This window comes from Nocardioides sp. S-1144, assembly GCF_005954645.2.
GTDB classification, from domain to species: Bacteria; Actinomycetota; Actinomycetes; order Propionibacteriales; family Nocardioidaceae; genus Nocardioides; species Nocardioides dongxiaopingii.
Window position 1 is genome coordinate 1,510,722 of the sequence record NZ_CP040695.2, and the last position, 23,830, is coordinate 1,534,551.

Here is a 23,830-nt window from a genome sequence, read left to right on the forward strand (position 1 = left end):
TCAACGACGCCGAGCGGATCGGCCGCGACGGCGTGTGGGCCGGCCGGCTGCCGCCGGAGGAGCAGCAGCTGGCCCTCGACCTGACCATCGAGGACGGCCAGTACCGCATCCTCGACCCGCCGGACGCCCTCGTGGTGCCCCGACTCGTGGTTCGCCCAGCGCTTCCGCGTGGCCTCCCTGTACTACTTCGACCCCAGCGGGCGGATCCTGGTCCCGGAGCCGATCTACGTGCCCCGCGGGGAGCAGCTGACCTCGACGATCATCGAGCGGCTCCTGGCCGGGCCCGGTCCCGAGCGGCGGCGGGTGATGCGCTCCTTCGTGCCCCCCGGCCTGCGGGTCGAGGTGTCGGTCCCGGTCTCCGCCGACGGCGTGGCGACGGTCCCGCTGGTCGGGGAGGCCGGCGTCCAGACCCGGCGACTCGGTCGAGCGGATGCTCGCCCAGCTCGCCTGGACGCTGCGCCAGGACCCCACGATCGACGCGGTGCGCGTGACCCTCGGCGACCAGGTGCTGGCCGGTCCCGGCGGGCAGGAGGAGTACCGCGTCAGCGACGCCGACCGGTTCGACCCCGCCGGGTCCCCGGCGACCGACGGGCTCTTCGGCATCCGCAACGGGGCCCTGGCCGAGCGCGACGGCAACGAGCTGGTCCCGGTGCCCGGGCCGTTCGGCACCGGCCAGCTCGCGCTCGAGGGCGCCACGGTCGACATCGCCGGCGGGTCCGCCGCCGGGGTCACCGCCGACGGCCGCCTGCTGGTGGTCGCCCCGATCGTCGAGTCCGAGGAGGACGTCGCGCTCCCGGTGCGCCGGCCCCTGCGCGGCACCGAGCTCCTGCGTCCTACCTGGGACTTCGCCGGACGGATCTGGACCGTCGACCGCACCAGTCTCGGCGCGGTCGTCCAGGTCGTCAGCAACGGCCGGGTCCGCCGCCTCGAGGTGCCCGGGGTCAGCGGGCGCGACGTCCGGTCGTTCCTGGTGTCGCGCGACGCGACCCGGTTCGTCGCGGTCGTGCGCGAGCCGGGCGGCGACGAGCTGCGGATCGGCCGGGTCCAGGTCGACGACCGCGGCGCCCTCGCCGGCGTCGACCGCACCGAGCAGATCGCGGTCGAGTCGGGCTCCGGCGTCCGGATCCGCGACATCGCCTGGACCTCGCCGACCACGATCGCGCTGCTGAGCCCCCTCGACCCGGGCGCCATCTACGACGTCCGGGTGGTCAGCGTCGACGGGTCGCCGGCCAGCTCGGAGCCGCTGGCGGGCCCCCTCACCGACCGGGTGCTCGGGCTGGCCGGCACCCCGGTGACCGGCCTGCCCACCTACGGCCTCACCCGCAGCGGGCTGATCGACCTGAGCGACCGCAGCACCTACGGCTTCGTGGGCGACCCCGCGACCGACATCGGCTACGCCGGCTGACCCGGGCGCCGGTCACCGGCCCTCCACAGGTGGCCACGAGCCGGTGGCGGGCCGGGCGTCCCGGCTGGTGCGATGGCCCGGTGACCGGGCTGCGCGACGCCACCCTCGACCTGCTCCTGGGCGGCACCTGCGTCGGGTGCGGCCGGCCCGGCCGGGTGCTGTGCCCGGGCTGCCTCGAGGGGCTGCCCGTGGGCGCGCGGCCGTGCGCGCCGTCGTCCCCGCCGCCGGGCCTGGCCCCTGCCTGGGCCGCCGCCCGCTACGAGGACGTCGTCCGCGAGGTCGTCGCGGGGCACAAGGAGCGTCGTCTGCTCGCGCTCACCCCGGTGCTCGGGCGGCTCCTGGCGCAGGCGGTGGTGGCGCTGCTCGACGACGTCCTCGGCACGTCCGTCGGGGCGTCCGTGGGGGCCGGGGTGGTGCTGGTCCCGGTGCCGTCGCGGGCGGGCGTCGTCCGGGCCCGCGGCCACGACCCGACCCGGGCCGTCGTCGTCCGGGCCGCCCGCCGCCTGAGCGCCGACGTGGTCCCGCTGCTGCGCTCGCGGGTCGGCGTCGTCGACCAGGCCGGTCTCGACCTCGAGCACCGGCGCGCCAACCTCGCCGGCTCCATGGCCTGCCGCGCCGGTCCGCTGCGGGCGCTGGCCCGGCGCGACACGCCCGCGCACGTCGTGGTCTGCGACGACGTCCTCACCACCGGCAGCACCGCGCGCGAGGCCCAGCGCGCCCTCGAGGCGGTCGGGGTCGTCGTCGCCGGCATCGCGTGCGTGGCCGCCACCCCACGGCGCGGCCCGTCCTCAGCGCCTTCACAGCCACCGGAGGTTCCACCGGTCGGGGTGACCCACTAACGTCTGTGTATGGAGTCCGTCCGGGTCCGTGGTTGCGTCGTCCGGGGTGTACGCCCCGCACGGCTAGCCGATGCCAGTCGCAGGCGAAACGGCCCACGTAACTCGGTGCCCGGTGCCACTGGCGCCGCGCACACCCCCGCCCCGGCGGGGGCACGAGGATCACGGTGCGGCTTAGAGGTAAGTCCTGCCCCGTCCCGGCCGTCACATGCGGCCAGCCCTCGCCGGCACGCCGGCGCGGGCGTCGGGAGAAGGCCAGTAGTGGCAGAGAAGCTGCGAACGTCTCAGCAGGCGGTTGTGGGGTCGAAGACCAGGTCGGCCGGGCGGACTCCAGCTGTACCGGCAGCGTCAGCTGTCGCGACCTGAGAAACCAGCTGCTAGCGGGAGGTTCACCATGGACGTCGTCGTCACCGGTCGACACTGCGAGATCACCGACGCTTTTCGGGGGCACTGCGCCGAGAAGCTCGAGAAGCTCGAGAAGCACGACCACCGCATCATCCGGGTCCACGTCGAGGTCGACTGCGAACCCAACCCCCGCCAGCACGACAAGTCGATCCACGTCGAGCTCACCGCGTTCTCCAAGGGCCCCGTGGTCCGCGCCGAGGCGGCCGCCGACCACCAGATGGGCGCCCTCGACCTGGCCCTGGACAAGATGGCCTCGCAGATGCGCCGCGCCGCCGACCGGCGCCGGGTGCACCGCGGCCGTCGCGCCCCGGTCTCGGTCGGGCAGGCCCTCGCCGACGTCGTCCCCGACCTCGGCGAGACCGTTGAGGCCACCGAGCCCGACGACGCCCAGGACCGCTCGGTCGGACCGATCGACGTCACCGGCGACGGGCCCCTCGTCGTCCGGGAGAAGACCCACCCCGCGACCCCGATGACCCTCGACCAGGCCATGTACGAGATGGAGCTGGTCGGCCACGACTTCTACCTCTTCGTCGACAAGGAGAGCGAGCGCCCCTCGGTCGTCTACCGCCGGCGCGGCTACGACTACGGCGTCATCTCGCTCGACCTCGAGTCCTGAGCGCGTCCGGCGGCCGGCCCGGTGGCCGGCCGCCGGACCCCGGGTCCCGGCGGCGTCGCCGCGCGGCGGGATGCGCTGACGCCCCGACCTCCCCCGTGCGATGATCCGGGGGTGGCCGACGTCGTGGGGACAGCAGCAGTGCCCGATCGCGAGCCGATCCGGGTCCTGGTCGTCGACGACCAGCAGCTGTTCCGCCGGGGACTCACGATGCTCCTGGCCGTCGAGCCCGGCCTCGAGGTCGTCGGCGAGGCCGGCGACGGCGTCGAGGGCACGCAGCTGGCCGAGACGGCCGCACCCGACGTCGTCCTGCTCGACGTGCGGATGCCCAAGCGCTCCGGCATCGAGGCGTGCCGCGCGATCAAGGAGTCGGTCCCGACCGCGAAGATCATCATGCTCACCGTCTCCGACGAGGAGGCCGACCTCTACGAGGCGGTCAAGAGCGGCGCCTCCGGCTACCTGCTCAAGGACTCCTCCATCGAGGAGGTCGCCCAGGCGATCCGCGTCGTGGCCGACGGCCAGTCGCTGATCAGCCCGTCGATGGCGATCAAGCTGATCGACGAGTTCAAGCAGATGTCGCGCCCCGAGCGCGAGACCGGCCCGGCGCTGCGCCTGACCGAGCGCGAGCTCGACGTGCTGCGGCTCGTGGCCCAGAGCCACAGCAACAAGGAGATCGCGGCGCGGCTCTTCATCAGCGAGAACACCGTGAAGAACCACGTGCGCAACATGCTCGAGAAGCTCCAGCTGCACTCGCGCATGGAGGCGGTCATGTACGCCGTCCGGGAGAACCTGCTCGAGCTTCCCTAGCGGGGACGCCCGAGGGACGAGGGCGCACCCGCTGCTGGTGATCGAGCGAGCGGCGCGCCCGAGGACGAGGTCGCGACCCGCGTGTCGAGATCTCGGGCCCACCGAGGCCACGCCGCCCGGGGGCGAGCTGGCTTCGGCGGGTGGCGCGGAAGGCCGGGGCTTCGTCGGCGCTCGCTGGCGCTCGCTTGCTCAGCCTCCGACGGGCCGGGCGGCGGGGGAGGTCGCGGCGACGGGTTGTCGGCGGTGTCCGGTAGAACGGTGGCGTGACCCCACGACCGCAGTCGCTCTCGCGCGCGCAGGCGCGGCGGATCGCGCTGGGGGCGCAGGGCTTCCTCGACAAGCCGCACGACCCGCCGACGATGCGCACGCTCGCGCGCACCGTGGCCCGCACCGGGGTGCTGCAGGTCGACTCGGTCAACGTGCTGGCGCGGGCGCACCTCATGCCGCTGTACTCGCGGATGGGCCCCTACGACCGCTCGCTGCTGGAGCGGGCCTCGACCGGGCGCCGCGACCGGCGCCTGGTGGAGTACTGGGCGCACGTGCAGGCGTTGATGCCCGTCGAGCTGTGGCCGGCGATGGCCCACCGGCGCGAGCACCACCGCGCGCGCCGCGGCAAGTGGTCCTTCGTCGCCGAGGACGACGCCCTCGAGGCCCGGCTGCTCGCCGAGCTCGCCGACCGGGGCGCGTGCACCGCGCGCGACCTCGACGACGGGCTGCCGCGCAGCAAGGACCACTGGGGCTGGAACTGGTCGAACACCCGGCGGGTGCTCGACTACCTGTGCTCGGCCGGGGTCGTCGCGATCGCCGGGCGCAACCAGCAGTTCGAGGTGCTCCACGACCTGCCCGAGCGGGTGCTGCCCGACGCGGTGCTCGCGGCCCCCGACCTGACGACCGAGGAGCAGCACCTCGCCCTGGTGCGGCGCGCCGCGCTGTCCCACGGTGTCGCGACCGTGCGCTGCCTGGCCGACTACTACCGGATGAGCACCGCCGACACCGCCCGTGCGGTGGCGGTCATGGTCGAGACCGGTGAGCTCGAGCCGGTGACGATCGAGGGCTGGAGGCGTCCGGCCTACCTGCACCGCGACGCCCGCCGGCCGCGGGCGGTCGGTGCCCGCGCCCTGCTCAGCCCCTTCGACCCGGTGGTCTGGGAGCGCGAGCGCACCGAGCAGCTCTTCGACTTCCACTACCGCATCGAGATCTACACCCCGGCCGAGAAGCGGGTCTTCGGCTACTACGTGCTGCCGTTCCTGCTCCGCGACGAGCTGGTCGGGCGGGTCGACCTCAAGGCCGACCGCGCCACCGGGCGGTTGCTGGTCAGGAGCGCCCACGCCGAGGACGGCGCGCCCGACGACACCGCCGCCGAGCTGGCCGCCGAGCTGCGCCGCATCGCCGGCTGGCTCGGCCTCGACGACGTCGTCCTCGACGGCGGGGGAGACCTCGCCCCCGAGCTGCTCGCCCACCTCTGACGCGGCACCGCGGAACCGCGTGCTGGTCCTGATCGTTAGGATGGTCGACGGCCGTGCCGACGCACGCCGCACCCCCGAGCTCCAGGAGTACACCGACGTGCCCGCGATCATCGACAAGCTGCTCCGCATCGGCGAGGGCAAGACCCTGCGTCAGCTCGAGGCCGTGGCCAAGGCGGTCAACGCCATCGAGGACGAGTTCAAGAAGATGAGCGACGCCGAGCTCCAGGGCATGACCGGCGAGCTCAAGGAACGACTGGCCGGCGGCGCCACGCTCGACCAGATCATGCCCGAGGCCTTCGCCACCGTGCGGGAGGCCTCGCGCCGGGTCACCGGCATGCGGCCCTTCGACGTCCAGGTGATGGGCGGCGCCGCGCTGCACCTCGGCAACATCGCCGAGATGAAGACCGGTGAGGGCAAGACCCTGGTCGCCGTCCTGCCGTCCTACCTCAACGCGCTGGCCGGCAACGGCGTCCACGTCGTCACCGTCAACGACTACCTGGCCAAGTTCCAGTCCGAGCAGATGGGCCGGATCCACCACTTCCTCGGCCTGACCGTCGGCGTGATCCTGCCGTCGATGCGTCCCGCCGAGCGTCGCGTGGCCTACAACTGCGACATCACCTACGGCACCAACAACGAGCTCGGCTTCGACTACCTGCGCGACAACATGGCGGGCTCGATCGAGGAGTGCGTCCAGCGCGGCCACGCCTTCGCCGTCGTCGACGAGGTCGACTCCATCCTCATCGACGAGGCCCGGACCCCGCTCATCATCAGCGGCCCGACCCAGGACGAGGTGAAGTGGTACGGCGAGTTCTCCAAGATCGTCGCCAAGCTCACCCTCGACGAGGACTACGAGGTCGACGAGAAGAAGCGCACCATCTCGGTCCTCGAGCCCGGCATCACCAAGGTCGAGGACCACCTCGGCATCGAGAACCTGTACGAGTCGGTGAACACGCCGCTCATCTCGTTCCTCAACAACGCGATCAAGGCCAAGGAGCTGTTCCGCAACGACAAGGAGTACGTCGTCATGAACGGCGAGGTGCTCATCGTCGACGAGCACACCGGCCGCATGCTCGCCGGTCGCCGCTACAACGACGGCCTGCACCAGGCCATCGAGGCCAAGGAGGGCGTCACCGTCCGCGAGGAGTACCAGACCCTCGCCACGATCACCCTCCAGAACTACTTCCGTCTCTACGAGACGCTCTCGGGCATGACCGGCACGGCCATGACCGAGGCCTCGGAGTTCGACAAGATCTACGGCCTCGGCGTCGTCCCGATCCCCACGAACCGGCCGATGGTGCGCCAGGACCAGCCCGACCTCGTCTACCGCACCGAGGAGGCGAAGTACGACGCCGTCGTCGAGGACATCGCCGAGCGGCACGAGAAGGGCCAGCCGGTCCTGGTCGGCACCGTCTCGGTCGAGAAGTCCGAGCACCTCTCCACCAAGCTCAAGGGCCTCGGCATCCCGCACAGCGTGCTGAACGCCAAGGTGCACGCCGACGAGGCGAAGATCGTCGCCCTCGCCGGCCACAAGGGCGCCGTCACCGTCGCCACCAACATGGCCGGTCGTGGTACCGACATCATGCTCGGTGGCTCCGTGGAGTTCCTCGCCGACGCCGAGCTGCGCAAGCGGGGCCTCGAGCCGACCGGCGAGACCGCCGACGAGTACGAGGCCGCGTGGCCCGGGATGCTCGACGAGATCAAGGCCCAGGTCAGCACCGAGCACGACGAGGTCCGCGAGCTCGGCGGCCTCTACGTCGTCGGCACCGAGCGGCACGAGTCGCGACGCATCGACAACCAGCTGCGTGGTCGTTCGGGTCGCCAGGGCGACCCGGGTGAGTCCCGGTTCTACCTCTCCCTCGAGGACGAGCTGATGCGGCTGTTCAAGTCGGAGTGGGTCGACCGCGTCCTGACGATGCTGAAGATCCCCGACGACGTCCCGATCGAGAACAAGCGGGTCACCAACGCGATCGCCAACGCCCAGGGCCAGGTCGAGTCGCAGAACTTCGAGTCCCGCAAGAACGTCCTCAAGTACGACGACGTGATGGACCGCCAGCGCAAGGTCATCTACAGCGAGCGCCGCGAGGTGCTCGAGGGCGCCGACATCGAGGAGCAGATCCGCAGCTTCGTCGACGACGTCGTCGAGGGCACCGTCCGCGGCTCCCTCGAGGAGTTCGCCGAGGAGTGGGACCTCGAGCAGCTGTGGACCGACCTCAAGCAGTTCTGGCCGGTCTCCCTCGACCGCGAGGCGCTGGTCGCCGAGGCCGGTGGCGAGCAGAGCGACCTCGACAAGGAGGAGCTGATCGCCAAGCTCCAGGTCGACGCCCAGGCCGCCTACAACGCCCGCGAGGAGGAGGTCGGCGCCGAGGTCATGCGCGAGCTCGAGCGCCGGGTCCTGCTGTCGGTCCTCGACCGCAAGTGGCGCGAGCACCTCTACGAGATGGACTACCTGCGCGAGGGCATCTACCTGCGGGCCTACTCGCAGCGCGACCCGCTCGTGGAGTACCAGCGCGAGGGCTTCGACATGTTCGCCGCGATGATGGACGGCATCAAGGAGGAGGCGGTCGGCTTCCTGTACAACCTCGAGGTCCAGGTCGAGGAGGACGACGACGAGGGCGACGAGCTCCTGCTCGAGGGCGAGGGTGAGGACGAGGTCGAGGAGCCGCTGCGCCGCGAGCTGCCCTCCGAGGCCCAGCCCGCCGCGGCCCCGGTGCTCACCAAGAACGCCCCGCAGGTCAAGGCCAAGGGTCTCGAGAAGCAGGCGCTGCCCTCGAACCTGAAGCTGTCGGCGCCCGACGAGGACGGCGAGGTCGTCGAGTCCGGTGACCCCGTCACCGCCGGCGACGACCCCTACGCCGGGATCGGCCGCAACGCCAAGTGCCCCTGCGGCTCGGGCAAGAAGTTCAAGCAGTGCCACGGCGCCCCCGGTGGCCCCACCGGGATCACCGCCCGCATCGGCTGACCCGCACCTCCCCGACGGCCACCTGACCCCCTGGGTCCGGTGGCCGTCGTCGTCCCCGGGGGTTGAGCCAGCCTCGCCGGAGGTTGAGCAAGCGAGGCGCCAGCCAGCGCCGACGAAACCCCGTGACGCCGACAGACCGAGCCATCGCGCCGGAGGTTGAGCAAGCGAGCGCCAGCGAGCGCCGACGAAACCGGCCCCGGAGGTTGAGCAAGCGAGCGCCAGCGAGCGCCGACGAGACCCCGCGACGCCGACGGCTACCCGTCCCCCCAGGTCGGGTAGCCGTCGACCCCGCGCGTCTCGACACACGAGCCACGACCTCGTTCCTCGGTCGTGCCGCGTGCGTCTCGACACACGAGCCACGACCTCGTTCCTCGGTCGTGCCGCGTGCTGGACGATCATCGACACGCCTGCCCTCGGGCAGCCTCGTCACGCGAACTCGAGGGCGGTGCAGAGCCACCGCCCGCCCCGCCGTTCGAACCGGGCGGCGACCGCGCGCGAGCGCTGGCCGTAGCGCACGTGCACGCTGACCTCGGCCACGTCGGGCGCGGTGAAGCAGCTGTGCACCGACCGCACCCGGGGCCGCACCGGCTGCACCCGGGCGACGCCGGGGTTGTGGCCGCCGGCGCGGGCCACGAGCATCGCGCGGCGCTCGAGGTCCTGCTGCACCTCGCGGCTGGTCCAGCGCAGGAGCTGGCTGGCCGGGCGGTCGCCGCCGACGATCTCGACGGCGGCCTGGGCGAAGCGGTGCGCCCACCGCTCGACGTCGCGACGTCGGCGCAGGTCCGGCCCGGCCACGGCCGGTGGGTCGAGCCGCGGCTGCAGGTCGAGGGCCAGCGTGCCCTGCACCGCGGTGAGCGGCGCCGGCAGCCGCAGGGGCACGACGTTGTCGTGGAACGGGCTGGCGCGGTGACGGGTCGGTGTCACGGTGGTCTCCTCTCAGTGGTCCGGACGCCGCTCGGGCGCCCGGAGGTGCAGGCCGGGGTGGATCAGGTCGGGGTCGGGCCCGACGACGTCCCGGTTGGCGGCGTAGAGCTCGGCGGTCGCGCGGGCGACGGCGGCGTCGTCGGCCGCGGGGTCGATGCGCGAGCGCGCGATCGCCCACAGGGTGTCGCCCGGGCCGACGACGACCGGCCGGGTGGCGGAGGCCGGGGGCCGGGCGGGTCCGGTGGCGCGGTCGGGGAGGGGCAGCCCGTCGAGGGACGGCGGTGCCGCCGGTGCCGGACCGTGGGAGCCGTCGGCACCCTGGCCGGGGGCGGTTGTCAGGACGGCAAGCCCGCACGCGACCAGGACCGCGCGGGCGGCCCAGGTGGGCACGCCCCGCACCGGGCGCCGGGGGCCCGGGTGCGCGCCGGCCCGGAGCGCCTGGGCCAGCACGGCGGAGGTGACCAGCCACGCCCAGCCGGCGCAGAGCGCGAGCGCCACCGTCGCGAGGTCGACCAGGACGACGTCGAGACGCGCGTCGAGCGTGACTCCGCCCGCGGCCGAGCGGGCGGACACGGCCGTGAGGGCCGCCGTGCCCGCCCACACGAGCGCGCCGCGCAGTACCGAAGTGATCATCCCGAGAACCTCTGCGTTTGCGTCTGTTTGCGTCACTCAACGCCTGTTGACGCACGTCGTCAAGCGGTCCTCCACAGGATCCGGCTAGGGTCGGGCGATGGGGTGGGAGGCCGATCTCTTCGGCGCGCTCGACGACCTCGAGCAGCAGGCCGAGGCGATGTACGACGCCGAGCGCGCGCCGGAGCTGGCCGACCGGTCCCGGGCCGAGTACCAGCAGGTGCCGCTGGCGGCTCGGCTGATGGCCTCCGTCGAGCGGGAGGTCACCCTCCACGTCACCGGGCTCGGCGCCGTCGCCGGACGCCTCGACCGGGTCGCCCACGACTGGTGCCTGGTCGCCGGTCCGACCGGCGACTGGGTGGTCCCGCTCGCCGCCGTGGCCGCCGTGGACGGCGCCTCCGAGCGCGCCGTGCCCCAGGTCGCCTGGTCACCGCTCGCGCGGCTCGGCCTGGGCTCCGCCCTGCGGCGGCTCGCCGACGCGGGGGAGCGCTGCGTCCTGCACCGCCTCGGGGGTGCCCGCCACGACGGTGTCCTGCGGCGGGTCGGTCAGGACTTCGTCGAGGTCGTCGAGGGCGACCCGCCGCACGTGACGCTGGTGGCCTTCACCGCCCTGGTGGCGGTGCAGAGTCGCTGACCGGTCTCGGTGGGCCAGGTCTCGACACGCGGGTCGCGGCTTCGTTCCTCAGCCGCGCCGCTCGCTCGACCACCGTCGACGAGGGTTCGCGCTCGCTCCGCTCGCGCGACCCTCGTCAGGTCGCGTCGGTGTCGAAGGGGGGAGCCTCGTGCTGGAGCAGCGGCCGGGCCGAGCGTCGGCGGGGCTTGGTGGCCTCGTCGCCGGCGTCCTCCATCGCCTCGATGATGTGCTTGCGCACGATCGCGCGGGGGTCGAGGTCGCGCAGCTCGAGGTCGGCGTACTCGGGGCCGAGCTCGCTGCGCAGGTCGTCGCGGGCGGAGTTGGCCAGGGTCTTGACCTTGCGCGCGAGCGCGCCGGCCTGCCGGGCCAGCTCGGGGAGCTTGTCGGGACCGAAGACGAACACGGCGACGAGCGCGAGGACCGTCAGCTCCGGCAGGCCGACCCCGAACACGTCAGCCCCTCAGAACCGGTTGCTCGGGGTGAGGCCCAGCTGCATGCCGGCCAGGCCGCGGCTGCGACCCGAGAGCCGGTCGGCGATCGCGGTCAGCTCGAGCGCGGCCGGCGCGGTCGGGTCGGCGTCGACGATCGGCTTGCCGACGTCGCCGCCCTCGCGGAGGGAGACGTCGATCGGGATCCGGCCGAGCACGGGCACGTCGTAGCCGAACCGCTGGCCCAGGGTGGCCGCGACCCGGTCGCCACCGCCCGAGCCGAAGATCTCCAGGCGGTGCTCCTTGCCCTCCGCGGAGCAGTGCGGGCAGGGCAGGTGGCTCATGTTCTCCACGACGCCGACGACGCGCTGGTGCATCATCGAGGCCATCGTGCCGGCCCGCTCGGCCACCTCGGCCGCGGCCTCCTGGGGGGTCGTCACGACGACGACCTCGGCACCCGGCAGGTGCTGGCCCAGCGAGATGGCGACGTCGCCGGTGCCCGGCGGCAGGTCGAGGAGCAGCACGTCGAGGTCGCCCCAGTACACGTCGGACAGCATCTGCACGAGGGCACGGTCGAGCATCGGGCCGCGCCACGCGACCACCTGGTCGCGGCGGGGCTTGAGCATCCCGATCGAGATCACCGACACCCCGGACGACGTCGGCACCGGCATGATCAGGTCGTCGACCTGGGTGGGGCGCGAGTCGGCCACGCCGAGCATCGCCGGCACCGAGTGGCCGTAGATGTCGGCGTCCACGACGCCCACCTTCAGCCCCTGCTTGGCCATCGCGATCGCGAGGTTGACGGTGACCGAGGACTTGCCGACCCCACCCTTGCCGCTGGCGACCGCGAAGACCTTGGTGAGGTTGCCGGGCTGGGAGAACGGGATCTCCCGCTGGGCCTGGCCGCCCTGCAGGACCTCCTTGAGGCCGGCGCGCTGCTCGGTCGTCATCACGCCGAGCGTGAGGTCGACGTCGGTGACCCCCGCGACCCGGCCGAGCGCGGTGTTGACGTCGCGGGTGATGGTGTCCTTCAGGGGGCAGCCGGCCACCGTGAGGAGCACGGTGAGGCGCACCAGACCGTTCTCGGTGATCTCGACGGTGTCGACCATCCCGAGCTCGGTGATGGGCCGCTTGATCTCGGGGTCCTGCACGGTCGCCAGGGCGGCGTCGACCTGCTCGCGGAGGGAAGAAGTCATGGTGCTCACAGTCTAGGTTCCGGGTGGTCCCGGACGGTCGGCGGCGTCGTCGTGACCCGGCCCACGCCCGGCACCGACCTCACGGGCGGACTCCCGGGCGGACTCACGGGCGGACTCCCGGGCGGACTCCCGCGCGGACTCCACGACCACGGCCCGCGCGGTCTCGGTGGTGCGCTCGTCGAGCTCGGCGAGCAGCGAGCGCAGCTCGGAGCGCACGTAGTCGCGGGTGGCGACCTCGCCGACGGCCATCCTGAGCGAGGCGACCTCGCGGGCGAGGAACTCCATGTCGGCGTGCGCCCGGGCGTTGGCCTGCCGGTCCTGCTCGTTGATGACCTTGTCGCGCTGCTCCTGACGGTTCTGCGCGAGCAGGATCAGCGGGGCGGCGTAGGACGCCTGCAGGCTGAGCATCAGGGTCAGGAAGATGAACGGGTAGCCGTCCCACTGCGCGCCCGAGGGCGCCAGCGCGTTCCAGCCGACCCACAGCACGACGAAGAGCGTCATGTAGGCCAGGAAGGTCGCGGTGCCCATGAAGCGCGCGAACTGCTCGGCGAAGACGCCGAACGAGTCGGAGTCGTAGGCCGGGCGGCGCACGAGCTGGCGGCGGTTGTCGCGCGGGGTGTCGAGCCGCTCGCGACGCTCGGGCCGCTCGGTCCGGTCGGTGCGCTCGGGACGCTCAGCCACGACGTCCGCCCTCGCTCAGGGCGCGGTCGCGCCAGTTGGCTGGCAGCATGTGGTCGAGCAGGTCGTCGACGGTGACCGCGCCGAGCAGGTGGCCGTTCTCGTCGACGACGGGGGCGCAGACCAGGTTGTACGTCGCGAGGTGGGCGGCGACCTGGTCGATGGTGGCCTCCGGGCGCAGGTTCTCCATCGACTCGTCGAGCGCGCCGGCGACCAGCGTGGAGGGCGGCTCGCGCAGCAGCCGCTGGATGTGGGCCACCCCGACGAGCCGGCCGGTCGGCGTCTCGAGCGGCGGCCGGCACACGTAGACCAGCGCGGCCAGGGCCGGGGTGAGGTCCGGGTTGCGCACCCGGGCCAGCGCGTCGGCGACGGTGGCGTCGGTGCCGAGCACCACCGGCTCGGGCGTCATCATCGCGCCGGCGGTGTTCTCGACGTACGACATCAGCCGGCGGACGTCCTCGGCCTCCTCGGGCTCCATCAGGTCGAGCAGGATCTCGGCGGTCTCCGGCGGGAGGTCGGCGATGAGGTCGGCGGCGTCGTCGGCCGACATCTCCTCGAGGACGTCGGCGGCCCGCTCCGAGTCGAGGTGCTCCAGGATCTCGACCTGGTCCTCCTCGGGCATCTCCTCCAGGACGTCGGCCAGCCGCTCGTCGTCGAGGGCGGCGACCACGGCGGCGCGGCGCTCCGGCGGCAGGTCGTGGATCATCGTGGCCGCGTCGGCCGGGCGCATCTCGTTCAGCGCGTGCAGCAGGGCGGTCGCCCCCTGCGTGTCACCGCCGGGGCGGGTCAGGCCGTGGACGTCGCGCCACTCGACGACGTGGGTCTGCCCGCGGCGGCGCAGCGCCTTGGCCGGTTCCTGGACGGCGACCCGGCTGAGCACCCAGTCGCGGGTGCGGCCCTGCTCCATCGCGACGTCGTAGATGGTGCCGGTGATCGTGCCGCCGCCGCCGGGCCCGCCCGGCCCGCCGGGGATCGTCACCTGCCGGTCGAAGAGCTGGCCCACGACCAGCGTCTCGGTGGAGCGCTGCTCGAAGCGGCGCATGTTCAGCAGGCCGGTCGTGTACACCTGGCCGGCGTCGACGTTGGTGACCCGGGTCATCGGCACGAAGATCCGGCGCCGTCCGAAGACCTCGCTGACCAGGCCCAGGACCCGGGGCTGGCTCGCCTCCGAGCGCATCGCGACGACGAGGTCGCGCACCTTGCCGACCTGGTCGCCCTGGGGGTCGAAGATCGGCAGACCCACCAGACGGGCGACGTAGACGCGCGAGGGACTGCTCACGGTGTCGCACGCTACCCGTGGACGCCGGTCCGGACGACGCGACGGTCCGAGCGAGGTCACGCCGATCGGCGTGGACGGCACCTAGACTCCTCCCATGGCGCTCACCCCCACCCTCCGCCCGCGCGCCGGCGCCGCGATCGTCGCGCTCCTCCTCGCCGGCGTGGCCCTGACCGGGTGCGGCTCCGACGACGACGGCGACGCGGGCGAGCCCACCTCGGGCTCCCCGTCCGCCTCCGCGAGCGAGACGCCCGGCGACACCCCCAGCGAGCCCCCGAGCGACCCCGAGGCGCCCGGCGGGTCCGCGACGCCGTCCGAGACCGGTGAGCCGACCCCCTCGACGACGCCCGTGCCGGAGGGCACGCCGGCCTGCGCCGAGGTCTGGGTCGACGGCGCGAGCCTGCCGCGCACCTACGCCGGCTGCGCCGAGGGCGAGACGTTCGTGGCGCCCGACCGGCTCGGCTGCTCCTCGGGCCAGCGCATCGTCCGCTACGCCGACCGGTTCTACGCCGTGGCGGGCAGCGACGTCACCGAGACCTCCGGTCCGCTGGCGCAGGACCCCGACTACGGCGACGCCGTGGCCCGGTGCCGTGGCTGACACCGGAATTTTCCGATCGGGAGGACTTGACACACAATCTCCCACCAGTGCCCGTCCGCCCCGGACCGGCACTGATCGACACCCCGACCCGATGGGATGACCCGGCTGTGGCCAAACTTCTCGCGCTGATCGTTGCCGTCGCGGCGCTCTCGGTACCCGCCTCCCCGACGTCCGCGAGCGCTCCCGACCCCGCCGGGAAGGGCGGGCGCGGCGCCGTCGCCGGCGCCGAGCCCGACGCCTTCCGTGCCCCCACCCCGGACAACTTCAACCCCCGCCCGGGCGCGACGTTCAACAGCCCGGTGGGTGGCGTGACCGAGCGGCGCACCATCTTCCGCAAGATCATCCGGTCGATCGACTCCACGCCCAAGGGCGAGCAGATCAACTTCTTCACCTGGAACTTCCTCACCAGCGAGGGCACCGACGCGCTGCTGCGCGCCCAGGGCCGTGGTGTCCGGGTGCGTCTGCTCATGGACAACCGCAACAACGTCGAGATCCCCAACCAGCCCTTCCGACGGCTGAAGGCCGAGCTGGCCAAGAACAACAAGAAGCGCAAGGACGGCGTGCGCAGCTGGGCCCGCGTCTGCAAGGGCTCGTGCCGCGGCGGCACCGGCTCGTCGCACTCGAAGTTCTTCATGTTCTCGCGGGCCGGCAAGGTCCCGCGCGTCGTCATGCAGGGCTCGGCCAACCTGACGCTGGCCTCGACCAACAACCAGTGGAACGACATCTACACCCACACGCGGAGCAAGAACGTGTGGCGCTTCTACTCCAAGATCTTCCGTGAGTCCTCGAAGGACCGCCGCGCCGCCAAGCCCTACGTGTCGCAGCGCTTCGAGAGCGGCTTCCGCCTCATCCAGTTCCCGATGGCCACCTCCCAGGACCCGGTGATGCAGCTGCTCAACCAGGTGCGCTGCTCGGGTGCGAAGAACACCGCGTCGGGCCGGACCCGGATCCGCATCGCCCCCGACGTGATCCGCCAGGACCGCGGCATGCGCCTGGGCAAGAAGGTCCGCGCCCTGTGGAACAACGGCTGCGACATCCAGATCGGCTACACGGTGCTCGGCATCGACGTCGGCCGGATGCTGCGCGCCCCCGGCCCCCGCGGCCCGGTGCCGCTGCGCCACCTCGTGCAGGACGTCGACGACGACGGCGAGTTCGACAACTACTTCCACCTCAAGGCGATGTCGGTCGTCGGCAAGCTCGGCAAGGACGCCTCCGCCTACGCCGTCCTGAACGGCTCGGCCAACTGGTCCGGCCTGTCGGCGGTCAGCGACGAGAACCTCGGCGTCTACCGCAGCAAGCGCGACACCCTGCGCTACGAGTCCCACATCCAGTACTGGTACGGCCGCTTCGGCAGCGCCAGCGCGCGGACGATGCCGAGCTTCCGCGGCGCCACCACGCCGCCGTCCGGCGACCGCCTCGTCTTCGGCTCCGGCCCGAACGCCGTCTACGAGGACGGGACGCCGTACAGCACCACCGGCGTCGACCCGTACGCCAACATGACCGGGAACTAGGGCCCGGTGGTGCGACTGGGTCCCGCCGTCCGGATCCGGCGCGTCGACGACGACGGCGTCTCGCTCCTCGTGGGCGAGGACCGTCCCGTCGACGTCTGCTTCGACGGACGGCGGGTCTGGACGTTCTGGAGCCGGCGCGACAGCGACCCCGTCGGGGCCGACTGGATCCGCGGGCCGTGGCCGCTGCGGCACGCGCCCTGGCCCCGGCCGCTGCGCGGTCACCTCCACGGCAGCAGCCAGGTGAGCGTGCGCGACTCGGTGACCGGCCGGGTCCTCCACGACCGGCGGCTGACCCTCGGCGACGGCGAGGGCACGATCGCGATCGAGAACCGGCGCGGTGTCGAGCTGGGCATCGACAAGTCCGGACGCCTGGTCCCGACCTTTGCGACCCGCACCGAGCGCGACATCGACGCGCTGCTCGACGCCACCGACGCCGTCCTGGCGGCCCTGCGCGAGACCGGCGTCGAGCCGTTCATCGCCTACGGGACGCTGCTCGGCGCGGTGCGCGAGGGCAGGGTGCTCGGCCACGACTCCGACGCCGACCTCGGCTACGTCAGCCGGTTCACCACGCCGGTCGAGGTGGCCCTCGAGTCCTACCGGATCCAGCGCCACCTCGCCGAGCGCGGCTACGCCATCGCGCGCTACAGCGGGGCGTCGTTCAAGATCTCGGTCACCGAGAAGGACGTCACCCGCGGCCTCGACGTCTTCGGCGGCTTCTTCGACGGGGGCCGGCTGCACCTGATGGGCGAGATCAACACGCCCTTCGAGCCGTCGTGGATCACCCCGCTGGGCACCGCCCGGCTCGACGGCCGGCCGATGCCGGTGCCCGCGCGACCCGAGAGGCTGCTCGAGGCGATGTACGGCCCCGGCTGGCGGGTGCCCGACCCGGCGTTCAAGTTCACCACCCCGGCCCACACGATCCGTGCCTTCGACGACTGGTTCCGCGGCACCCAGCCCGGCATCCGCTACTGGGACCGGCGCTCGCACCACACCAAGCGCAAGCCGACCCGCACGGAGCCGAGCGCCCTCGGACGGCGCGCCTCGGTCATCGCCCGCGACATCGGCGCGGCCGAGGTCCTCGACGTCGGCGCCGGCCGCGGTCGCGACAGCCTCTGGCTGGCCCGCCAGGGCCTCGCGGTGACCGCCTACGACTACGTGCCGCGCGGGCTCGACCTGGTCGCGGCGCAGGCGGAGGCGGAGGCGCTGCCGCTGGAGGTCCGACACCTCAACCTCACCGACCGGCGCTCGCTGTTCGCCGAGGGCGCGCGCCTGGCCCACCGGCCCGGCAAGCGGGTGATCCTCGCCCGGCACGTGGTCGACGCGACGTCGGCCCACGGGCGCGAGTCGCTGGCGCGGCTGTGCTCGATGGCGCTGCGCGAGGGCGGTCAGCTGCTCGCCGAGTTCCACCCGGCGGTCGTGGAGCGCGGCGAGCCGGACCCCACCCGCGAGGAGTGGATGCTCGGCCGGCCCGACGTCGACGTCTTCGTCGCGCTGCTGCGCGACGCCGGTGCGAGGACCGTTAGGGTCGTCAACCGGAGGGGTCCCGCCCGTCCGGTCGTGCGAGTCGTAGGAGTGTGGTGACGTGCAGGTGAGTGATCTCCGACCGGGAGGCTCGCGAGCGACGATCAAGCGTCTCGAGGAGCGGGTCGCCGACCTCGAGACCGACCTGACCGAGCTGCGCCGGCACCAGGTGCGGCTCGCCGAGCTCGCCGACGTCGTCCAGGAGCTGCTCGTGCCGCTGGCCACGCGCGACGAGGCCGCCGTGGCGGAGGCGATCGAGCGGTTCCAGAGGTCGCTCTAGTGACCCACGGGCACGCCGGCGACGGGGGCGACGGCTAGTGGTCGACACCGTCTTCGTGCACATCGGTCTGCCGAAGACCGCGACGTCCTACCTCCAGACCATCATCTGGGCGCACCGCGACACCCTCCGCGAGCGGGGCGTCGTCGTGCCCGGCCGCGAGCGCCGCGACCACCTGTGGGCCTCGCGCACCGTGCGCGAGGAGCGCAAGCAGGAGCGGGCGCCCGAGCCCCAGCGCACGGCCTGGGACCGGGTGCGCCGCGAGCTGGCCGCCGCCGGCGGCACCGGGCTGGTCAGCCACGAGTTCTTCGCCGCCGCCAGCGCCGCGCAGGCCCGCGCGATGGTCGCGGCCCTCGCCCCGGCCGAGGTGCACCTGGTCGTGACCGCCCGCGAGCCGCTCGGCCTCTTCGCGGCCAGCTGGCAGGAGAGCCTGAAGAACGGCGCGACGACGGCCCTGCCCGACTACGGCCGCACGGTGTCGCGGCGACCGAGCGACATCTGGAACTGGCGCACCCTCGACCTCGGCCTGGTGCTGCGGCGCTGGACCGAGGCGGTCCCGCCCGAGCGGGTCCACGTGCTGGCCCTCGACCCGACCGCGCCGCGCGAGGACGTGTGGCACCGCTTCGCCGGCATCGTCGGCTTCGACACCGGCGGCATCGACCTGGCGGCGTCCTTCCCGAACTCCTCCATGGGCGTGGCGCAGGCCGAGACGCTGCGGCGGATCAACGCCCGCCTCGACGGGTTCGGCAGCGCGTTCGACCGCGGTGTCTACCTGCGCACCTACCTCGCCGACGAGCGGCTGGTGCCGCAGGGCGGCGAGCGCTTCTGGCCAGAGCCCGACCAGGTCGCCGACTGCCGCGAGCGCGGCCGGGCGAGCGTCGAGTACCTGCGCAGTGCCCCGTTCGACGTCGTCGGCGACCTCGACGACCTTTTGGTCCCCGACGAGCTCGACGAGCGCCGGGTGCCGGCCTCGGTCACCGACGCCGAGGTGGCCGCTGTCGCGGTCGACCTGGTCGCCTCGATGCTCGACGACGTCCGCAGCCTGCGGCAGCGCCGGGGTGCCGGGGCCGGCGACGACTCCCCGGGCCGGCTGGCCCGGCTGCGCGGCCTGGCCGGACGCGCGGGGGAGCGCGCGCGAGCGCGCGTCAGCCGCGACGACCGAGCGGGTTGAGCCGGCCCAGCTGCTCCTTGCGGCTCGGCCGGGCGGCGTCGCCGCCCCGGGCGTCCTCGACGAGGTAGCCGGCCTTCGGCCCCTCCGCGAGCTCGGCGACCCGGTCGGCGAGGGCGCGGCGCTGCGCGTCGTCCAGGGGGCGTGGGCTCAGCCCGCGGCCCACGGGGTCGGCCTCGACCAGGAGACCGAGCTCGGCGAGGGTGGCGACGTCGTCCTGGGTGGTGCGCTCGTAGATCTCGCGCAGGTAGCGCGCGCGGACGTCGTCGGGCAGGTCGCGGGTCACCAGGGTGCGCAGCGCCTGGGCCGAGGGCGCCCGCGACGCGCGGTAGCGCGCCGGACCCGCGTGGGCCAGCGCGGTCCACTTGCGCACGAACTCCTCGCCCGACGGCGCGTCGTAGTGCAGCACGCTGAGCCGCGGGTCGTGGTGCCGCTCCTGCTTGTGGCCGTCGGGGGAGACCGCGTCGTGCAGGGTGAGCCCCAGCCCGGAGCCGGGGCGCACCCCGGACTTGCCCATCACGTGGCCGTGGAAGTAGGCCTGGTTGGTGGGCTCCTCGATCCGGCCCAGCACGTGCAGCAGCGTGAGGTCGGGGTCGTCGAGCAGGGTCTTGAACCGCGTGGGGCGGGTGCTGTCCCAGGTGCTCACCGCCTCCCACGGCGGCAGCCAGACCGCGTCGTGCGCCGCCGGGACGGCGTCCAGGGCGTCGCGGTCGAGGCGCGCCACCTCGTCGCCGTCGACGTGGAAGAGCCACTGCGCCCACCCGAGGGGCTCGAGGACGGCGCGCGCCCAGTTCGCGTTGGTGCGCTGGCGCACGTTCAGCCCGGCCGGCCGGTCGCCGTCCCACCAGCCGCCGCGGGTCGTCGGGAGGCAGGTCACGTGGGGGTGCCCGGCCAGCGAGGCGGCCACCTCGCGCTGCCCGGGGTCCTTCGGCGCGTCGAGGAACACGAACATGTGGTCGACGCCCGAGGCCAGGTTCGCCGCGACGAAGAAGGCGACGTTGTCGGCCGAGTCCTTGATGGTCGAGGCGGTGAAGAACATGGTCGCCACCGTAGTCAGCGCGCCGGCGGGCGCGCTCGCGAACCCCGGCGCGGCAGGCCCCGCGTGTTAAGGTCCGGCACGTGGTCCAGCCCTCCCATCGCGCCCCCGAAGGTGCTGCGAGAGGTCCCCGCCGAGGTCTCCTCGGCCTGGTCGGACTCCTCGTGGTGGCCCTCGTGCTGGCCGGTCTGTTCCTCGCCGACCGGGAGCCCGGCACCCCGACGGCCGAGGACCCGGCACCCACGAACCCGCTCGCCCCCGACGACGAGGCGACCCGCGCCACCGACGACGCCGAGGCCGAGGCGGAGGCCCTGGCCGCCGAGGAGGCCGAGGCCGCGGAGCAGCAGCGGGTCCAGCGGGTGGTGGCGCGCAAGGCCGAGGCCCGCGCCGAGCAGGTCGACGAGAAGCAGGACGTCGCCGCCAGGGTCGCGCGCCGCGAGGCCCGCCTGGCCCGCATCGAGGCGTTGAGGAACCAGCCCTTCGACGTCCGGGTGGGCTCCTTCAACGTGCTGGGCAGCCAGCACACCGGCCCCGGCGGCCCCCGTCCCTACCCGGCGGCGTCGACGCGGTCGGTCGGTGCGGCCAACCTGATGGCCAAGCACGGCGTCGACATCGTCGGCACCCAGGAGCTCCAGGACGACCAGCTGCGCGCCATCCAGGGCCGCACCGGGATGGCGGCCTACCCCGGCTTCGCCTGGGGCTCGAAGGAGACCGACAACTCGATCCTCTACGACGACGGCCGCTTCGAGATGATCGGCGGCGACCGCTTCACCATCACCTTCATGGGACGCCCCCGGCCCCAGCCGATCCTCAAGCTGCGGGTCCGCGAGACCGGCCGGGAGTTCTACGTCGTCAACACCCACCCCTCCGCCGGGGGCGGTCGCTACGCCGCCGAGCGGGCGCGCGGGCGGGCGACGCTGATCGGCGTCGTCAACGGGCTGAAGTCCGAGGGGCTGCCGGTCTTCGTCACCGGCGACATGAACGACCGCGAGCCCTTCTTCTGCCAGGGGGTCGCCGTCGGCGGGCTGGTCTCCTCCAGCGGCGGCAGCTACGGCGGCGGGTGCAACCCGCCCCCGGGCCCGATCCCCGTCGACTGGGTCGTCAGCACCCCCGACGTGAGCTGGACCGGCTACTGGCGCGACACCGCCGCCACCGACAACCGGATCAGCGACCACTTCTTCATCAGCGCCATGGCCCATGTCGGCTGAGGCCACCGGAGCGACCAGGACCACCGCAGCCGCACCGGGATCGCCCCCGGGCTCCTCGGGCTTCCGGCCCGACATCCAGGGCATCCGGGCCCTCGCGGTGCTGCTGGTCGTCGTCAACCACCTCTTCCCGGGCCGGCTCGCGGGTGGGTTCATCGGCGTCGACGTGTTCTTCGTCGTCTCCGGCTTCCTGATCACCTCGCTGCTGCTCAAGGAGGGACGGCGCGAAGGACGGATCTCGCTCGTCGACTTCTACGCCCGCCGGGCCCGGCGCATCATCCCGGCGGCCGCGGTCGTGACGCTGGCGACCGTGCTGGTCGCGCTGCTGACGCTGCCGCTGCTGCGGGTCAAGGACATCCTCTCCGACGCCGTGTGGGCGACGTTCTTCGCCGCGAACGTCCGGATGGCGCGGGTCGGCACCGACTACTTCGCCGAGGGCCAGCCGCCCTCGCCGCTGCGCCACTACTGGTCGCTGGCGGTCGAGGAGCAGTTCTACCTCGTCTGGCCCGCGCTGCTGGTGCTGCTGCTCGTGGTCTTGCGCCGCCGCGGCGACGCCGGGCTCGACCGCCGCTTCCGGCGGGCGGCGAGCGTGCTCATCGGCGTCGTGATCCTCGCCTCCCTCGCCTGGTCGGTGTGGGCGACCTACGAGTCGCCGGTCACCGCCTACTTCTCCTCCTTCACCCGTGCCTACGAGCTCGGGGCCGGCGCGGCCTGCGCGCTGCTGCCGCGGCTGGGGATCCTGACCCGGCTCGCGCGGAACCTGCTCGGCGGCGCCGGCCTGCTGCTCGTCGTCTACACCGCGCTCACCTTCACGGGGAGCACGGCGTTCCCGAGCTGGCACGCCGCCCTCCCGGTGCTCGGCACCGTCGCCCTGATCGTCGCCGGCGGGTCCGGCCAGCCCGGCCAGGAGACGGCCGTGGGGCGCCTGCTCTCGCTGCGCCCCGCGGTCGTGATCGGCGACTGGTCCTACTCCCTGTACCTGTGGCACTGGCCGGTGATCGTGCTGCTGCGCAGCAACCTCGGCGGCGAGCGGTTCGGCACGGTGCCGGTGCAGCTGGCCACGCTCGCGCTGATCTTCCTGCTCAGCTGGGCGAGCTACCGCTGGATCGAGAACCCGTTCCGGCGGGGCACCTGGAGACGGACCGGCCGCTCGCTGCTGATCTACCCGGTGAGCATCGCCACCGTGGTGGCCGCCGTCCTGGTGAGCAACCAGGTGGTGCGCTACCAGCTGGGTGAGTTCGACGACAACCCGGCGATCACCGTGGCCGAGTACGCCCCCGACGGGGCCGGCGACGACGAGTACGTCGCGCTGGTCAAGGCCTCCGTGGCCGCGGCCAAGGACGGTGCCGCCGTCCCGAGCGACCTCACCCCGGGGCTGATCGACCTGCGCAAGCAGACCGCGTCGCTCGGCGACTGCGACTACCGCACCGGCACGACCAAGCTGTGCGCCATCGGCGACCCCGACGCGGACCGCTCGATCGTGATGCTCGGCGACTCCCACGCGCGGGCCCTCTCGCCGGCGTTCGAGAAGATCGGCGCCGAGCTCGGCTACCGGGTCTACGTGCTCGTCTACAGCGGCTGCTCGGCCACGAGCCTGACCCAGATCGACCGGGAGACCGACCGTGCCTGGGAGGGCTGCGAGGACTTCAAGGAGTTCGCGCTGGGCACGATCGAGGACCTCCAGCCCGACCTGACCGTCATCGGCACCGACGTGGGCCGGTTCACCGACCCCGCGTCCGGCCGGACCGTCGGCGGCGACGACCCCGGCTACTTCGAGGCCCTCGACCAGGGCTGGCGCGAGCTGTTCACGACCCTGCTCGAGTCCTCCGACCGGGTGGCGGTCGTCGGCAACACCCCGAAGCTGCCCACCGAGGTCGGTACCTGCCTCACCGACGGTGACCCGGACCTCGGCGACTGCGCCTTCGCGCCGGGGCCGTACTCGGAGAAGGTGGCCAAGGCGTCGTTCGCGGCCGCCGAGGCCGTCGGCGCCGACCGCGTGAACGCCAAGCGGTGGTTCTGCGCCGAGGGGCTGTGCCCCGCGGTGGTCGGCAGCTTCATCGCGATGCGCGACTCCGAGCACGTCACGCCCGACTACGCACGGTGGCTCGCGACCCCGCTGGCCGAGGCGCTCGACCTGCGCTGAGCCCCGCCGTCCGGGCGGCCGCGACACGCCGAGGAGAACTACATTCGCGTAGTTCGCCCGTTTGTGTTGTATGTGGCTGGTGGGAGTGGTGTGATTCGTGGTGCTCCGGCCCAT

21 protein-coding genes and 1 pseudogene are annotated in these 23,830 nt (G+C 73.2%); 15 read left to right on the top strand and 7 right to left on the bottom strand.

The window, feature by feature from the left end; all coding sequences use genetic code 11:
* Window positions 1–228: 228 nt before the first annotated feature.
* The 7 genes and pseudogenes from FE634_RS21850 to secA all read left to right on the top strand — a co-directional run.
* Window positions 229–342: pseudogene (locus FE634_RS21850) on the top strand (hypothetical protein); the annotation flags it as partial.
* An 88-nt stretch (window positions 343–430) separates the two neighbouring features.
* Window positions 431–1,405, top strand: a complete 975-nt coding sequence (locus FE634_RS07155) for an LpqB family beta-propeller domain-containing protein (RefSeq protein ID WP_138875478.1) — start codon at window positions 431–433, stop codon at window positions 1,403–1,405.
* 80 nt (window positions 1,406–1,485) lie between these two features.
* Window positions 1,486–2,244 carry a ComF family protein gene (locus tag FE634_RS07160; protein WP_262347609.1) on the top strand — a complete coding sequence of 253 codons (759 nt, stop codon included), beginning with the start codon at window positions 1,486–1,488 and terminating at the stop codon, window positions 2,242–2,244.
* 391 nt (window positions 2,245–2,635) lie between these two features.
* Entirely contained in the window at window positions 2,636–3,262 is a 627-nt protein-coding gene (gene hpf / locus FE634_RS07165; RefSeq protein ID WP_137294914.1) for a ribosome hibernation-promoting factor, HPF/YfiA family, read from the top strand.
* Window positions 3,263–3,373: 111 nt separating this feature from the next.
* Window positions 3,374–4,066, top strand: coding sequence for a response regulator (locus FE634_RS07170; RefSeq protein WP_262347610.1), 693 nt, complete (start codon window positions 3,374–3,376; stop codon window positions 4,064–4,066).
* 263 nt (window positions 4,067–4,329) lie between these two features.
* Window positions 4,330–5,532: a winged helix-turn-helix domain-containing protein gene (locus tag FE634_RS07175; RefSeq protein ID WP_262347611.1), complete on the top strand. Its 1,203-nt coding sequence runs from the start codon at window positions 4,330–4,332 to the stop codon at window positions 5,530–5,532.
* Window positions 5,533–5,572: 40 nt separating this feature from the next.
* Window positions 5,573–8,491, top strand: coding sequence for a preprotein translocase subunit SecA (gene secA / locus FE634_RS07180; protein ID WP_222847683.1), 2,919 nt, complete (start codon window positions 5,573–5,575; stop codon window positions 8,489–8,491).
* 426 nt (window positions 8,492–8,917) lie between these two features.
* Here the strand turns inward: secA and FE634_RS07185 are convergent, their stop codons facing one another.
* Window positions 8,918–9,415 carry an Rv3235 family protein gene (locus FE634_RS07185; protein ID WP_138875479.1) on the bottom strand — a complete coding sequence of 166 codons (498 nt, stop codon included), beginning with the start codon at window positions 9,413–9,415 and terminating at the stop codon, window positions 8,918–8,920.
* 12 nt (window positions 9,416–9,427) lie between these two features.
* On the bottom strand, window positions 9,428–10,048 hold the full coding sequence (locus tag FE634_RS07190; protein ID WP_148240474.1) for a LysM peptidoglycan-binding domain-containing protein: 621 nt from the start codon (window positions 10,046–10,048) through the stop codon (window positions 9,428–9,430).
* Window positions 10,049–10,145: 97 nt separating this feature from the next.
* On the opposite strand from FE634_RS07190, the gene FE634_RS07195 reads away from it, so the two are divergent.
* Window positions 10,146–10,679: a hypothetical protein gene (locus FE634_RS07195; protein ID WP_138875481.1), complete on the top strand. Its 534-nt coding sequence runs from the start codon at window positions 10,146–10,148 to the stop codon at window positions 10,677–10,679.
* Between the two features lie 115 nt (window positions 10,680–10,794).
* On the opposite strand, the gene FE634_RS07200 is transcribed toward FE634_RS07195, so the two are convergent.
* The 4 genes from FE634_RS07200 to FE634_RS07215 are packed head-to-tail and all read right to left on the bottom strand — an operon-like array spanning window position 10,795 to window position 14,260.
* Window positions 10,795–11,130 carry a sec-independent translocase gene (locus tag FE634_RS07200; RefSeq protein WP_137294918.1) on the bottom strand — a complete coding sequence of 112 codons (336 nt, stop codon included), beginning with the start codon at window positions 11,128–11,130 and terminating at the stop codon, window positions 10,795–10,797.
* Between the two features lie 9 nt (window positions 11,131–11,139).
* Window positions 11,140–12,303: an Mrp/NBP35 family ATP-binding protein gene (locus FE634_RS07205; RefSeq protein WP_137294919.1), complete on the bottom strand. Its 1,164-nt coding sequence runs from the start codon at window positions 12,301–12,303 to the stop codon at window positions 11,140–11,142.
* A gap of 12 nt (window positions 12,304–12,315) precedes the next feature.
* Window positions 12,316–12,984 (bottom strand): DUF1003 domain-containing protein, encoded by a 669-nt coding sequence (locus FE634_RS07210; protein WP_222847684.1) that lies wholly within the window; start codon window positions 12,982–12,984, stop codon window positions 12,316–12,318.
* Window positions 12,977–14,260: a magnesium transporter MgtE N-terminal domain-containing protein gene (locus tag FE634_RS07215; protein WP_137294921.1), complete on the bottom strand. Its 1,284-nt coding sequence runs from the start codon at window positions 14,258–14,260 to the stop codon at window positions 12,977–12,979. The genes FE634_RS07210 and FE634_RS07215 overlap by 8 nt, the downstream gene beginning before the upstream one ends.
* Window positions 14,261–14,354: 94 nt before the next feature.
* Between FE634_RS07215 and FE634_RS07220 the strand changes: the two genes are divergently transcribed.
* From FE634_RS07220 to FE634_RS07240, 5 genes are all read left to right on the top strand, one after another.
* Complete coding sequence (locus FE634_RS07220; RefSeq protein ID WP_138875482.1) at window positions 14,355–14,855, top strand: hypothetical protein; 501 nt, start codon at window positions 14,355–14,357, stop codon at window positions 14,853–14,855.
* 107 nt (window positions 14,856–14,962) lie between these two features.
* Window positions 14,963–16,366: a phospholipase D-like domain-containing protein gene (locus tag FE634_RS07225; protein ID WP_138875483.1), complete on the top strand. Its 1,404-nt coding sequence runs from the start codon at window positions 14,963–14,965 to the stop codon at window positions 16,364–16,366.
* 9 nt (window positions 16,367–16,375) lie between these two features.
* Entirely contained in the window at window positions 16,376–17,947 is a 1,572-nt protein-coding gene (locus tag FE634_RS07230; protein WP_138875484.1) for an L-histidine N(alpha)-methyltransferase, read from the top strand.
* Window positions 17,948–17,954: 7 nt separating this feature from the next.
* Entirely contained in the window at window positions 17,955–18,167 is a 213-nt protein-coding gene (locus FE634_RS07235) for a DUF6752 domain-containing protein (protein WP_134764552.1), read from the top strand.
* 55 nt (window positions 18,168–18,222) lie between these two features.
* A complete protein-coding gene (locus FE634_RS07240; RefSeq protein ID WP_148240475.1) occupies window positions 18,223–19,335 on the top strand; it encodes a hypothetical protein in 1,113 nt (370 codons plus the stop codon).
* Here the strand turns inward: FE634_RS07240 and FE634_RS07245 are convergent.
* The gene (locus FE634_RS07245; protein ID WP_138875487.1) at window positions 19,310–20,371 is read right to left on the bottom strand and encodes a glycosyltransferase family 2 protein; all 1,062 of its coding nucleotides are present in this window, start codon (window positions 20,369–20,371) and stop codon (window positions 19,310–19,312) included. The genes FE634_RS07240 and FE634_RS07245 overlap by 26 nt on opposite strands.
* Before the next feature lie 161 nt (window positions 20,372–20,532).
* Between FE634_RS07245 and FE634_RS07250 the strand changes: the two genes are divergently transcribed.
* Window positions 20,533–21,576, top strand: coding sequence for an endonuclease/exonuclease/phosphatase family protein (locus FE634_RS07250; protein ID WP_148240476.1), 1,044 nt, complete (start codon window positions 20,533–20,535; stop codon window positions 21,574–21,576).
* Complete coding sequence (locus FE634_RS07255; RefSeq protein WP_138875489.1) at window positions 21,566–23,716, top strand: acyltransferase family protein; 2,151 nt, start codon at window positions 21,566–21,568, stop codon at window positions 23,714–23,716. Before FE634_RS07250 ends, FE634_RS07255 begins: the two co-directional genes overlap by 11 nt.
* Window positions 23,717–23,830: the final 114 nt, after the last annotated feature.

What these genes read in the sequence shown, in the direction of transcription:
- FE634_RS07155 (WP_138875478.1), top strand. Translation starts at nt 431, where the DNA reads ATGCTCGCCCAGCTCGCCTGGACGCTGCGCCAGGACCCCACGATCGAC.
- hpf (WP_137294914.1), top strand. Translation starts at nt 2,636, where the DNA reads ATGGACGTCGTCGTCACCGGTCGACACTGCGAGATCACCGACGCTTTT.
- secA (WP_222847683.1), top strand. Translation starts at nt 5,573, where the DNA reads ATGGTCGACGGCCGTGCCGACGCACGCCGCACCCCCGAGCTCCAGGAG.
- FE634_RS07190 (WP_148240474.1), bottom strand. Translation starts at nt 10,048, where the DNA reads ATGATCACTTCGGTACTGCGCGGCGCGCTCGTGTGGGCGGGCACGGCG.
- FE634_RS07195 (WP_138875481.1), top strand. Translation starts at nt 10,146, where the DNA reads ATGGGGTGGGAGGCCGATCTCTTCGGCGCGCTCGACGACCTCGAGCAG.
- FE634_RS07205 (WP_137294919.1), bottom strand. Translation starts at nt 12,303, where the DNA reads ATGACTTCTTCCCTCCGCGAGCAGGTCGACGCCGCCCTGGCGACCGTG.
- FE634_RS07220 (WP_138875482.1), top strand. Translation starts at nt 14,355, where the DNA reads ATGGCGCTCACCCCCACCCTCCGCCCGCGCGCCGGCGCCGCGATCGTC.
- FE634_RS07245 (WP_138875487.1), bottom strand. Translation starts at nt 20,371, where the DNA reads ATGTTCTTCACCGCCTCGACCATCAAGGACTCGGCCGACAACGTCGCC.
- FE634_RS07255 (WP_138875489.1), top strand. Translation starts at nt 21,566, where the DNA reads ATGTCGGCTGAGGCCACCGGAGCGACCAGGACCACCGCAGCCGCACCG.